Raw genomic sequence first — 14,547 nt, 5'->3', positions numbered from 1 at the left:
AGAGTTTTAAAGGTTTGTAGTTAGTTTTTTGTTTAGTTAGCGTATAGGGCTGCCCTATTTAACAAAATGTTCTTGTCAAATCGTTCTTGATGGAAAGATTTGAAAAAGTTCAGGGCTGATTTTAGTTAATGGGCAGCCTATATACCAATTAATATTTAAGAATCGAACAAAAGCCAATACGACAGCAGCAGTGAAAAAAATCACATCCCAATAAACATGTTCAAAGTTTTGCAAAAACAGATGAAACTAAAAGTATTGCATTTCGTCTTGTATGCTATAGTGCTTGCACAGATAAGTACCATCCTGTTCGGTGTAATCATACTGGTTAGGACTACTTTATTCCCATAGCAAAGCAACACCAAAAAACCATTAATCGTAAAAATGAAAAGACTTCAATTGATTGGTTTTTTTCTTGGTGTCTTTTGGTCTTCAGGCCAGGAAAGTGGTAAAAACGATACCTACAGGAATGATATAGCCATAAATTCCAGCTATTTAATGGCAGATTAGTCCGCTTATTTGGTATATGAAAATGCTTTTTCGAAGAATTTTTCCGCTGGGGTAGGTGTATGGTACGGAAGATACGGACTCAATAGCAGGGATTTTTATGAATCGCGGATGGGGATCATTCTGGTTGAAGACGGTGAATATTCCTTGAGTTTTGATGCTGTCAATTTTAACTCCAATACGCCTTATTATTCAGAATATATATCAGAATATATAGAGGTCAATATCACTAATTTTTCTGAAGACACCCCGGAAACCCATTATTTTATAGTGGGGGAATAAGGGCCTTTGTTATTGACAAAAGGTCTTTCCCTTATTGTTCCACAAATTGTTTAATTCCGAATTAAGGCTTGGATTTCAAGTTCCCTTCCCAATTTGGGAGGGCAAGTCGTTTTCCTCCACTATTGTTGAACCGTTTTCCAATGAATAGGTCAAGTACTGGATTCTTATTATCCCCAAAAACACCTTGTTATGTCCCTTCTTTAATTGGTTTCAGCACTGATTTTTGGACATTTCCCATGTATGGTTCTTTTTTACTTTGAATTTATATTCATTAACCTAAAAACCATTAAAATGAAAAAACAACTACACTTAATGATTGCTACCATCTTTGTGGTATTGGTGGGCATTAGCAGTTATGGCCAACAATTTACCGTTGATGGCATCAGATACGAAATTACGGCTACCGCTCCAGCCCAAGTTGAGGTGGTAGACTATATCGGTGCGACCACGGAAGTGACCATCCCCTCAACGGTCCGATACCAACTTGTCAACTATGCGGTGACCGCCATTGGCAAGGATGCTTTTAGATACAACCAATTGACCAGCGTAACCATTCCCAACAGTGTCACCCGTATCGAGAGTCATGCTTTTGCGTACAACAACCTGACCGAGGTGACCATACCCAGCGGTTTGGACAGTATCGGGGAACGTGCTTTTGCGTACAACAACCTGACCGAGGTGACCATACCCAACGGTTTGACCACTATTGGGGATTTTGCTTTTTACAATAACCAATTGACCAGTGTAACCCTACCCAACAGTGTGACCAGCATTGGGGATAGTGCTTTTCTAGACAACAAATTGACCAATGTAACCATACCCAACGGTGTGACCAGTATCGAGGATGGTGCCTTTGCCTTCAACCAATTGGCCAGTGTAACCATACCCAACGGTGTGACCAGCATTGGGAATAGTGCTTTTCTAGACAACAAATTGAACAGTGTGACCATACCCGAGAGTGTGACTCGTATCGACGAGGCTGCTTTTATGGCCAACCAATTACAAGGACATCTTGAAATTCCAAACAGTGTAGCCAGTATTGGGCCAGGTGCTTTTTACATTAACCAATTGACCAGTATCAAGATTCCCAGCAGTGTGACCTTTATTGGACAGCATGCCTTTACAGACAACTTGGACCTTCACCTGGTGATGGTGGAGCGTGACAGTCCTCCAACACTCCATGAAAAAGCGTTTAAAGACCTTACAAACCGTAGCCAAATAGATCTTATTGTACCTAAAGATAGAGTGCAAGCTTATTTGCACGGTGACTGGACGGGATTTAAGTCCATCACGGAAGATGTGGTCGATGACACCTTCATTTCGGATAATATCACATACAAAATTACCGAAACAGTCCCCGATAAAGAAGTAGCGGTTATGGACTATGACACCTCAGGAGGTACCAGTGTGGACATCCCCCCAACGGCCAACTACCAAGGCATCGATTTCAAGGTGACCGCTATTGGGAAATGGGCTTTTTATCTCAACAATTTGACCAGTGTGACCCTACCTAACACGTTGACCAGGATCGGGGACAATGCTTTTCAGTACAACCAATTAAAAGGACATCTTGAAATTCCCAACAGTGTGACCAGCATTGGGAGTCATGCTTTTGGCGATAACCAATTGACCCGTGTCACTATTCCTGAAGGTGTGACACATATTGGAGAGGCAACTTTTGCCGTGAACCAATTGACCAGTGTGACCCTACCCAACAGCTTGGAAACTATTGGGAATTATGCTTTTCAAAACAACCAATTGACCCGTGTGACCATTCCCAACAATGTGACCAGTATTGGGACCCATGCTTTTCAGAATAACCAATTGACTGAGGTGACCCTACCCAACAACTTGACCAGTATTGGGAACAGTGCTTTTTGGCACAACGATTTGACCGGGGTGACCCTACCGGTCAATGTGACCAGGATCGATCAATGGGCTTTTTGGGACAACCTAAACCTGGTCACCGTGAGGGCGAAGTCTACCAATGATCCCCTACCAACACTCGATAAAGATGCGTTCAAAAACCGTGGTCAAATAGACCTGATCGTTCCCAAGGGCAGGGTACAGGCTTATTCGGGCCATCCTGATTGGACGGGATTTAAATCCATCACGGAAGTTGCGGTCGATGACACCTTCGTTTCGGATGATATCACATACAAAATTACCGAAATAGTCCCCGATAAAGAGGTAGTGGTTATGGACTATGACACCTTAGGAGGTTCCAGTGTGGACATCCCCCCAACGGTCAACTACCAAGGCATCGATTTCGAGGTGACCAATATTGGAGAGGCTGCTTTTGCCGTGAACCAATTGACCAGTGTGACCATACCCAACAGTGTGACCCGTATTTCGAATTACGCTTTTCAGTCCAACCAATTGACGGAGGTGAACCTACCCAACAACTTAACCAGTATTGGGACCCATGCTTTTCAGAATAACCAGTTAACAAGTGTGACCCTACCCAACAGCTTGAAAACTATTGGGAACAGTGCTTTTTGGGACAACGATTTGACCGAGGTGACCCTACCGGTCAATGTGACCAGGATCGATCAATGGGCTTTTTGGGACAACCTAAACCTTGCCATGGTGACGGTGAAGGCTGACAGTCCTCCAACACTCGATAAAGATGCGTTTAAAAACCGTGACCTAATACACCTGATCGTTCCCAAGGGCAAGAAGGATATTTATTTGAGTAGTGACTGGACGGACTTCAAGTCCATCACGGAAGATGTGGTCGATGACACCTTCATTTCGGATAATATCACATACAAAATTATCGAAATAGTCCCCGATAAAGAAGTAGCGGTTATGGACTATGACACCTTAGGAGGTTCCAGTGTGGACATCCCCCCAACGGCCTACTACCAAGGCATTGATTTCAAGGTGACCAGTATTGATAATCAAGCTTTTATGAGCAAGAATTTGATTGAGGTAAACATTCCGGATGGTGTGACCCGTATTGGGCATAGTGCTTTTCAGGATAACCAATTGACCAGTGTGACCATACCCGATGGTGTGACCCATATTTTGGATGATGCCTTTTCAGCCAACATGAACCTTAACTTGGTGACCGTAAAGGCCAACGATCCACCAGATATTCAAGAAAGTACCTTTACGGACCGTGACCAAATAGATCTGGTCGTTCCCAAGGGCAGGGTACCGGCTTATTCGGACCATCCTGATTGGACGGGCTTCAAATCCATCACGGAAGATATAGGGATCGATGACACCTTCATTTCGGATAATATCACATACAAAATTACCAAAATAGTCCCTGATAAAGAAGTAGCGGTTATGGACTATGACACCTCGGGAGGTACCATGGTGACCATCTCCCCAATGGTGGCTCATGGCCCGAACACCTACACGGTGACCGCTATTGGGAAATGGGCTTTTTATGTCAACAATTTGACCAGTGTGACGATACCCAACACGGTGACCGGTATTGGGGAAAGTGCTTTTGAAAACAACCAACTGACCCGTGTTGTCATACCCAACGGTGTCATGGATATCGGGAAAGATGCTTTTTACGGTAACCAATTGACCAGTGTTGAACTCCCCACCAGTGTGGACAGTCTCGGGCAACGGGCGTTTGGCGACAACCAATTGGACAGTGTGGCCATACCCGATGGTGTCACCAGAATTGAGAAGTGGACCTTTGCCGAAAACGACCTTAAAGAGGTGACCATACCGGGCCTTGTGGAAAGTATAGGGTTCCAGGCCTTTTATGACAACCCAAACCTTGGCTTGGTGAGGGTGAAACCTAACGATCCCCCAGCGCTCGATGCAGATGCCTTTCAAAATCCAGGCCGTGACCAAATAGACCTGGTCGTTCCCAAGGGCAAGAGACAAGATTATATAGATGCAGATTGGACGGGCTTTAGGTCCATCACGGAACCGGCAGAGCACGGGGACATCTTCATTGTCGATAATATATCATACGAGATTACTTCCTTGACCTCTTATAAAGTAAAGGTGGTGGACTATGGCATTACGGGAGGAACGGTGACCATCCCCCCAACGGCCAACTATCAAGGCATCGACTACGAGGTGACCGCTATTGGCGAAGGTGCTTTTTATCAAAGTGGCTTGACCAGTGTTGAGATACCCAATACGGTGACCAGTATCGAGCATTTTGCTTTTCATGGTAACGCCTTGACCGAGGTCACCATACCAAACAGTGTGACCAGTATTGTTCTTGGGGCTTTTTGGAACAACTCAAACCTTACCACAGTGGTGATAGAGGCCACCAATCCGCCACTGTATTATCAAATCTTTGGTCCTTCAGAATACGTCATCGAGCAAATAGACTTGATCGTACCTGCTGGCACTTGGGAGGCATATTTTGCTGCAGGTTGGCACGGCTTTAAGTCCATTACAGAGGCACCGACGACAGGAAAGAGTGCTGTGGTACAGGGCACCAGTCCTAAAGCATCCCCTTTAGAAAATGTGGTGGCACCTGCCCATGTTGATGTTGCTAAAGCTAATGCGCGCAACAATGTCAGCGTCTACCCGAACCCAGCACAAGATGAGATCAACATTGGACTACCTGATGGCGAAGCGTTACGGCAAGTGAAGATATACAATGCCCTTGGGGTCCATGTCCATTCGGCGAACACCCTGCAAATGGATATAAGTCATTTATCCAGCGGTACATATATAATGGAAATAGAGACCAGGGCTGGGGAGAGGGTGGTCAAGCGGATACTTGTAAAATAGGCTGCACCGCCACGGATAAATGGACAAACAATGATCGTCCGCTTTGTAGGATACTGACATGGTTCTGCGCCATTCCGGACCTGCCCGCGATACCGCAGGTGGGCAGGTCTCCCATTGCACCGATGAACGCGGGCTGGCGCCCGTGGGCACCTATGTATGCGTGATAGACTACAACGAACCGGGGCTGGGCCACGAGGCAAAAATGATCTATGTGAATTATTGATGGTTGATGGTTGATGGTTGATGGTTGAATACTGAGGACTGAGTTAGGAGTGGGTTTTTGAGTTGGCAGCTTTGAGTAGGCAAAGTGAGGATTAAGGATTGGGGTATGAGGAATGAGGACTCGCTTTTCCCTTTCGAAATTATGCTTTCAATGTAAAGGTCATTTCGAACGTACGTGAGAAATCCCAATAACAAAAAAACCACATACCTTAAAAAGCTGTTCGAAGTCTTGGACTTCGCACTTATCGCTTCCTTTATTTACTCCGAAGTGAGGAATGAGGAGTGGGTACTGAAGACTTAGGAGTAGGTTTTTGAGTATGCAGTAAGTGGGGTTGAGGAGTGAGGAGTGAGGACTCGTTTTGCCCTTTCGAAATTATGCTTTCCAAATAAAGGTCATTTCGAACGTACGTGAGAAATCTCAATAAAAAACCTCCACATACCTTAAAAAGCTGTGCGAAGTACGTGTATCCATTGTAAAAGCAGCGCCACAAAACCGCATTCCATCCCTTTTTCCAAAATCCCAGAAACATCCTGTTATGTCCCTTCTTTGATTGGTTTCAGCACTAATTATTGGCTGTTTTCCCTGTATGCTGTCCTTTTAACACTTATTAATATTCAAAATGTTAAAAAATAGTATTATGAAAAAACAATTACGATTACAATTAAAGCTATATGCCCTCCTCTTTGGCCTGATAAGCTTAAACGGTTACGGCCAATCACAGATAGGAGAGGATATTGTAGATAGATGGGGCCATTTAGGCCTGGGAGACGCTGTAAGCCTGTCGGAAGATGGCAATACAGTTGCCATAGGAGTCTGGGCAGTCAATTGGTATGATCCAAGCAGTGCACTTGCAGCAAATGGTATTTATGGGAACAATGGTTCTGTGCGTGTATATACTAAAAAGGTTCTCTATGGGCTTAATGGTCCTCATGGGATCGGATGGGAACAAGTGGGCGATTTTATATACCCGGAACCCCTTATAGAGATGGATTACCTCGCGCACCGGTCAGGAAGAACCCTTCAGCTATCGGATGATGGGTCCGTTCTCGCCATAGGAAGCAGAGGCAATTATGGCCGTCTCGGCGGAAAGACACATGTAGGTCGTGTACGTGTATTTAAAAAAACGGAAGATCCCCCATCCCCAGGCGGCTATAAGTGGGTGCAAGTGGGCAATGATATTGAAGGTACACAGGCATGGAGTCAATCGGGATTTGATGTGAGCCTGTCCGGGGATGGCACTACCGTGGCCATGGGAGCCCCATTCTTTGACGCTGACGGCCTTTCCGATGCTGGACAGGTACGGGTGTTCAAAAGGGATGCCCGCGATAACTGGGTCCAACTGGGCAGCGATTTTGAAGGTCAGTCAGCGCACGAACGTTTGGGGATAGGCGTGAACCTGTCCGAAGACGGTAACACCCTGGCCATGACAGCGCTTCATCTTGGACCAGTATATAAAAACGAGTATGATCATAAATTTTGGGATTCTGAAGGTGTACTGACCAAAGTATATAAAAATGTCAACGGTGATTGGGTCCTGATAGGTGATTTCATAAGTGGTGAAGGGACGGTCACCCGTGATGATAGAGGGGCATATGTACGGTTGACCGGAGACGGCAATGCCATGGTGACGACTTCGTTCGTTGATCATTCCGTACAGGTGTATGAAAGGGATGCCGAGGATAACTGGACCTTGAAGGGCAATGAACTAAAAGGGGGATTTGGATATGGCATCGCATTGTCCGATGATGCAAATATCTTGGTCGCGGGGGAACCCGGGAGGAGATTTAATGGTTTCCCCAGTTACGGTGGAGTAAATATTTACAAATATCGCCCCGATAATAATACCTGGAAGGTAGTAGCTGGTTTTAATGGTGAACATAGGGCTCATGAGTTGGGCAACGTCAACAGTCTCAGTCTGTCCTCGGACGGGTCGGTGCTCGCCATGGGAGCTTCGGACTATGGTTTTGATAATTCAACTGGTCATGGGCTGATATGGGGCCAGGCACGCATGTTCAATATTGGCGTTAGTGGCGTTTCCATACAAGGGGCACCGGCAACAGTGAATACCACAGATCCCTTTGAAGTTACTTTTAAGTTCGATAGGGGGGTAACCGATTTTAACGAAGGGGATATTGCTATTACCAATGCCACGGTCAGCAATTTTAAGGCCGTCGACGCATCCGAATATACAGCTACCATTACACCCATGTCCATCTGTGGCGACGATGACGATATCACCATCAACGTAGCTGCTGGTTCGGCCTTCGATAGGGACTCCGTCATGGCCAATCTGGCGGCACAGGAAGTCGTTGTCAAAACCGGGATTGTAGCGCTTGCCCAGGACATTACCGTACAGCTGGCCCCGAACGGGCTGGTGACCATCTCACCAGACGATGTGGACAATGGTTCCGCCCATAACTGCGAAGATGGGGATGCGATCACGTTAAGCCTGGACAGGGATACCTTTGACTGCAGTGATGTGGGAACCCCGGTAACGGTGACCCTTACCGCTGCCTCGGGCAACCAAACGGATTCAACGACCGCCGTGGTGACCGTGGAAGATCATACCGATGGCCTTGTGGCCGTTACCAAGGATATTACCGTTACGTTGGATGCGGATGGAACGGCCTCCATCGGCGCCGGGCAAGTGAACAATGGTTCCGGGAGCGGCTGTAGCGGCACCGGCGCCATTTCCCTGAGCCTGGACAAGAATGTTTTTACCTGTGGTGACGTGGGCCAGGTAATGGTGACCCTTACCGTTGAACAAGGAAACCAAACGGCCACGGCGACGGCCACGGTGACCGTGGAAGAAAATTTGGATAACTTGGTGGCCATCGCCCACCAGGATATCACCGTACAGTTGGATGCCAGTGGACAGGCCACCATCTCGCCCGATATGGTGGACAATGGGTCCAATTATGGCTGTGGCAAAACCCCGGAACTGGGCCTTGACAGGGATACCTTTACCTGTGGTGATGTGGGAGTCCCGGTAACGGTGACCCTTACCGCTGCCCATGGTACCAACACAGCCACGACCACCGCTTTGGTGACCGTTGCGGAAAATTTGGACAACCTTGTGGCCATTGCCCACCAGTACATCACCGTGTGGTTGGACACCAACGATCGGGCGACCATCTCTCCAGGGGATGTGGACAACGGCTCCACCTATGGATGCGACAAGTCCCCAATCTTAAGCCTGGACAGGGATACCTTTACCTGTGACGATGTGGGGGCCCCGGTGACGGTCACCCTTACCGCTGCACAGGGCAATGATTCGGCCACAGCTACCACCTTGGTGATTGTGGAAACGACCGGGCACTGTGGGTCACGCCTTACGGATTTCAACAGGGGGTTTTCCCCCAATGGCGATGGCGTTGGCGATACCTTTGTGATCGAGGGCCTTGAAAAATATAGGAACAACGTGGTGAGGATATACGACCTGAGCCAGCAGTTGCTGTTCAGTGCGCATTATGGCGGACCGGAAGATGGTTGGGACGGCACCGATGAACGCGGGCTGGTACCCGTTGGCTCCTACGTATGTGTGATCGACTACAACGAACCGGGGCTGGGCCACGAGGCAAAAATGATCTATGTGAATTATTGATGTTTATTGCTGATGGTTGATGGTTGATGGTTGATGGTTGATGGTTGATGGTTGATGGTTGATGGTTGATGGCTGAATACTGAGGACTGAGTTAGGAGTAGGTTTTTGAGTTGGTAGTTTTGAGTAGGCAGTAAGTGGGGGTTGAGGAGTGAGGACTGAAAACTGAAAACTTATGAGTTAGGACTTAGGAGTGGGTTTTTGAGTTGGCAGCTTTGAGTAGGCAGTAAGCGAGGGTTGAGGAATGAGGACTCGCTTTGCCCTTTCGAAATTATGCTTTCAAAGTAAAGGTCATTTCGAACGTACGTGAGAAATCCCAATAACAAAAAAACCACATACCTTAAAAAGCTGTGCGAAGTCCAAGACTTCGCACAGCTTATCGCTTTCCTTTATTTACTCCGAAGTGAGGGCTGAATGTTGGGATTTGAAGCTTCGATGTGAAGTGGGTCGCCCTCTTTGGGAGAGGGTGGAGCCAGTGCTGAACTTGTTTCAGTAGTGGGGGAATGTATTAGGGCAAAGAAATGGCCAAGACCGGACGATAAAAAGGGCCCATATCTGCTAAAATCGGGACAAACGGACCATCAAAGGGAATCGCTGGATTCCCTTGTCCCCAAAAACACCCTTTTACATCCCAATTTTAAAGGGGTTGGGCACTAATTGTTGGATACTGCCCTTGTATGGTTATTATTTACCCTTTGTTACTATTCAAAATAAAAAAATCGTTCAAATAAAGAAGCAATTACAACTGGTGGTATTCGCCATCTTTAAAGGAATTAGGAGAAGAAGCGAATTTGTCAATAACCCAGGTCTGTTTAGAATTGAATATGTCTGAATTCATTCTGGAGGGTAGGGAATCGCAAAAACATCTGGGTGATGATTATGAAAATAACAATTCACTTTTAAGGGATAAAGGTAGTAACGTTAAAAAACGATACGTGTAATTTTTAAAGAAGGGATGAAACAAAATAGCATATTGAATTTCGAAAAGGTAATACCACTACTGGTAGTTCTTCTTTCCCATTCTTTAGTGCCGGCTCAGACAACCATTCAGCGAAGTGCGATTACCCGGGATTATAATCATAGCAAGCTTCAGGCAATGGCTAAGGAATTTACTGCCACTGCCCATGCAAATAAACAGAAAGCGCTGGCGCTGGCCAAAATATATGGATGGGAGCCAATTAAGTACAATGCCGATGGCACCTTCGATGAACTCATGGGGGTCAGGGATGATGGCAGCCCCATTTATTATACACTGTATAACGTAGATGCCGCCAGATCAACGCGTACAAATCACTTGAATACAGGCGGCTCGCTGAATCTTGATTTAAACGGGCAGGGCATGAACGTTTATGTATGGGATGGTGGTCCTACCCAACCCACCCACCAGGAATTCAATGACCAGGCTAACCCTAGTCGAGTGATTATTGAAGATGATGTAACCACACTAAACAGCGATAGTTGGCATGCACAACACGTGACCGGGACCATCCTGGCAGCTGGTGTACAGCCAAATGCCAAAGGCATGGCTCCCCTGGCACAAGCGTTTACCCATGAATGGAACAATGACCTGGCAGAAGCAACAGACGCAGCAGCAGCAGGCATGCTATTATCCAACCACTCCTATGGACCCGCTGTTGAATACCTTCGGAGTCACCACTTTGGAGCCTATGACTATACCGCCAGGGTCTGGGATGAATTGTTCTACGAGGCTCCTTATTACCTGGCCGTATTTGCCGCCGGAAATGAAGGACATTATTTCGGCAATGGTTTTCCCTTGAACGATAATCCGACCTTTGACAAGCTTGCCATGTGGCAAACCGCCAAAAACCATCTAGTGGTGGCCAACGCACAGGACGCTAACGTTGCACCCAATGGTGCATTGAAAGCAGGCGTTTCCATTTATCCTACCAGCAGTCAGGGGCCTACGGATGATTTTAGGATCAAACCCGATATTACCGGGAATGGAACGGGTGTATACTCCACGCATGTCACCAGTGATACGGGCTATCGTAATGCGACGGGAACTTCCATGGCAGCTCCAAACGTAACAGGAAGCCTGTTACTGCTACAGCAGCACTACAATAATCTGAATGGTTCATTTATGCGAGCGGCCACACTGAAAGGTCTGGCCCTGCATACCGCGGACGATGCCGGCATACCAGGACCTGATGCCATCTTCGGGTGGGGACTGCTCAACGCAAAAGCCGCAGCGCAGGAAATTACGGACAATGGCGTAACTTCTATCATCGCTGAGCTCACCTTGACCCCAGGCCAATCATACTCCTTGCCAGTTGAAGCAGATGGAATCAATGATTTGATAGCTTCCATTTCATGGACGGATCCTCCCGGAACAATGACGACCGGTGTCACGCCCAATATCAACACGCCAGCACTGGTCAATGACCTGGACATTAGAGTGACCCAGCCCTCCAATACCTTCTTGCCTTATCGGTTGACTGGAGTGGATACCAATGATCAAGGGGACAACACCGTAGATCCATTTGAAAGAATTGATATCTCCGATGCATCGGGTATCTATACCATTACAGTAACCCATAAAGGAGCATTGACAGGTGGAAATCAAAATTATACCTTGATCGTCACTGGGATAGCAATAACTTTTAAGGTCGATACTATCGAATATGAAGTTACGGGCCGCAATCCAAATACAGTAAGGGCAATAGGGTATGCGGGCTCGGGAGGAGACCTGATCATACCCCAAACCGTAACCTATGGGGGTAACAACTTTAACGTTATCGGTATTGGAACCAGTGCTTTTGAGGATAGCGCCCTGACCAGTGTGGAGATTCCTGATGGTGTGGAAAGTATTGGATCAAAAGCTTTTAGGAACAACCAATTGACCAGCGTGGAGATTCCTGGGAAGGTAGGGGAAATTCATGGGGAAGCCTTTGCCGACAATCCAATCACAAAAGTAACGGCACAAGGTGTTGCTACCGTGCCCACCATTGTTACCGCCAATACCTTTACAGACCGTAACCAAATAGATGTGGTCGTTCCCAAGGACAAGGAACAAGCTTATAAAGATGCAGGCTGGACGGGCTTCAAATCCATCACGGAACTTTTGGAGATCAATGACACGTTTATTGTCGATAATATAACCTACCGGGTTACTTCTATAGAAACCAATAAAGAGGTAACGGCAATAGGCTATAGCGTTATGGGAGGTACCGTGACCATTCCCCCAACGGTGGATTATGGCCCGAACACCTTTAAGGTAACCGCTATTGGAGATGAAGCTTTTGAGCATAACCAATTGACCGGGGTAACCTTCACAACCCCAAGCAATGTGACCGGTATCGGGACTGAAGCTTTTCGCAGGAACAACTTGACCGAGGTGACCATACCCCATAGTGTCAACAGTATTGGGCCCAATGCTTTTCACTATAACGCAACCCTGGAGATCGTGACCGTAGCGGCCAACAATCCTCCAGCGCTCGATGCAGGTGCCTTTCAAAATCCAGACCGTGACCAAATAGACCTTATAGTGCCCACAGGCAGGGCACAAGATTACAAGGATGCAGACTGGACGGGATTCAGAACCATATCGGATGGCAGTACCGCTCCCCTGCCGACCATTGGTGCGCCACAAAGTGTTGATGATTTTGAGCCCTTTACGATTAAAATTGGGTTCGATGGTCACGTTACCGGTTTTGGGGTGGACGATGTTCAAGTTTCCAATGCCACGGTAAGCGCCCTTACGGGCAGTGGATCGACATATGCCGCTACCATTGTACCCACATCCCTCTGTAATGGCAATATTACCATCGATGTGCCAGCCAATGTGGCCACGGGTGTGAACAGTTTGTCCAATCTGGCGGCGCAACAGGTAAGCATAGGTCCTGTGAATACCATCTCAAAATGTGTGCCCGAAGAAGAACCTCTTGCGGATTTCAACAGGGGGTTTTCCCCCAACGGTGATGGCATTGGCGATACCTTGGTGCTCGAGGGCCTTGAAAGGTATGGGAACAACGTGGTGAGGATATACGACCTGAGCCATCGCTTGCTGTTCAGTGCCCATTATGGTGGGCCCGACGATGCCTGGGACGGCACCGATGAACGCGGGCTAGTGCCCGTTGGCCCCTACGTATGTGTCATAGACTTCAACGAACCGGGGCTGGGCCACGAGGCAAAAATGATATACGTCAATTATTGATCTATATACGCTTCTCCAATATGATAATAAGGGAAAACAAAGAGATCCTTTCAAAAATTGTGGCTCCGGGATTTTGACCAGCGGAAATGGGGAGGAGCAAGAGGGTAACACGCTGTGTGATGTTTCAGCAGCCCTCTTGTTTTTAATTGAAATAATGTTTAAAGAATTGGTTTTAGGGTAAAAAACTGGATAATGGACAGGAAAAGAACAATTATTTAGGACATACCTAGTTATCAGCTACAACAATTTATGCTAGAAGGGTAGGGCGCAAAATGGGTGAGGATATATAGACCAACCTATTCTTTTATTGGAGCGATTTAAAGAGAAAGGAAGTGAAGCTGTAAGGAGGTGTTGCATAGGGTTTCGTGACATTGTTGAAATAGAACAACTCTTCCCTAGGTCGAATTGTTTTCAGTTCAACGATATTGAAAAAGAGCTTGACCATCTATGGGACCTTTCTCAAGGGGAGCGGGGTAATTTCTGATGAAATGTCTTAACTATCGGCAAAAAGTTCAAAAATGGATTTTCATTGTCCCTCCAATTCACTTTTTCATCCTCAATTTTACGGGCTCCAACACTTTTTGTGGTATGGTATCATTTTAAAAATCAAGATTTGCCAGAAGCAATCTTTAGTAATGGAACCGGTTTTCACGGCAGTGACTGTGCCAATGGTTGCCCTTTGAAGACTTTTCATTTTCCAGGTTGTTTTTTCTTTATGTGGGGTTCAAACGACGACGGGGACTTGATCTGCAAAGTCCCCGCCGTTATGAAAACTTCCACTGACCTGTAGGGACAGGTTTTACGTAAAGGGCATTGTCCGGGATATGATGGCAAGGGAGCATCGGGGCAAAAAAGGTGTTTTTACGCCAACTTTTGGACCTCGTTTTAGATACGGGATTTTTTAAGTTTTCAGAAGGTATTGAATCCTGCGATTATTAATTATTAAAGTGTAATTAAACGATATCCGATTACATCAATTTTGCTCCAATTTGGACGTGTAATCTGATAGCTAACCCAACGTATTTTGAAGGGGATATTAGT

At 46.6% G+C, this 14,547-nt stretch carries 5 protein-coding genes; all 5 read left to right on the top strand.

Annotated features, from left to right (window positions below; all coding sequences use genetic code 11):
- Window positions 1-381 precede the first annotated feature (381 nt).
- Window positions 382-507, top strand: a complete 126-nt coding sequence (locus tag L0P88_RS23915) for a hypothetical protein (protein WP_281499707.1) — start codon at window positions 382-384, stop codon at window positions 505-507.
- 108 nt (window positions 508-615) lie between these two features.
- Complete coding sequence (locus L0P88_RS01550) at window positions 616-786, top strand: hypothetical protein (protein ID WP_247132888.1); 171 nt, start codon at window positions 616-618, stop codon at window positions 784-786.
- Between the two features lie 291 nt (window positions 787-1,077).
- A complete protein-coding gene (locus L0P88_RS01545; RefSeq protein ID WP_247132887.1) occupies window positions 1,078-5,508 on the top strand; it encodes a leucine-rich repeat domain-containing protein in 4,431 nt (1,476 codons plus the stop codon).
- An 860-nt stretch (window positions 5,509-6,368) separates the two neighbouring features.
- Window positions 6,369-9,335, top strand: a complete 2,967-nt coding sequence (locus L0P88_RS01540) for a gliding motility-associated C-terminal domain-containing protein (protein WP_247132886.1) — start codon at window positions 6,369-6,371, stop codon at window positions 9,333-9,335.
- Window positions 9,336-10,428: 1,093 nt separating this feature from the next.
- Entirely contained in the window at window positions 10,429-13,506 is a 3,078-nt protein-coding gene (locus tag L0P88_RS01535) for a S8 family serine peptidase (RefSeq protein ID WP_247132885.1), read from the top strand.
- Window positions 13,507-14,547 lie beyond the last annotated feature (1,041 nt).

The sequence above is a fragment of the Muricauda sp. SCSIO 64092 genome (assembly GCF_023016285.1).
Taxonomy (GTDB): Bacteria; Bacteroidota; Bacteroidia; order Flavobacteriales; family Flavobacteriaceae; genus Croceivirga.
The sequence above is the reverse complement of the archived record's forward strand: the minus strand, read 5'-3'. Positions and strand labels throughout refer to the sequence as shown.

Bases quoted from the DNA above. Each gene is read 5' to 3' on its own strand.
- L0P88_RS23915 (WP_281499707.1), top strand. From the start codon at position 382: ATGAAAAGACTTCAATTGATTGGTTTTTTTCTTGGTGTCTTTTGGTCT.
- L0P88_RS01550 (WP_247132888.1), top strand. From the start codon at position 616: ATGGGGATCATTCTGGTTGAAGACGGTGAATATTCCTTGAGTTTTGAT.
- L0P88_RS01545 (WP_247132887.1), top strand. From the start codon at position 1,078: ATGAAAAAACAACTACACTTAATGATTGCTACCATCTTTGTGGTATTG.
- L0P88_RS01540 (WP_247132886.1), top strand. From the start codon at position 6,369: ATGAAAAAACAATTACGATTACAATTAAAGCTATATGCCCTCCTCTTT.
- L0P88_RS01535 (WP_247132885.1), top strand. From the start codon at position 10,429: ATGGCTAAGGAATTTACTGCCACTGCCCATGCAAATAAACAGAAAGCG.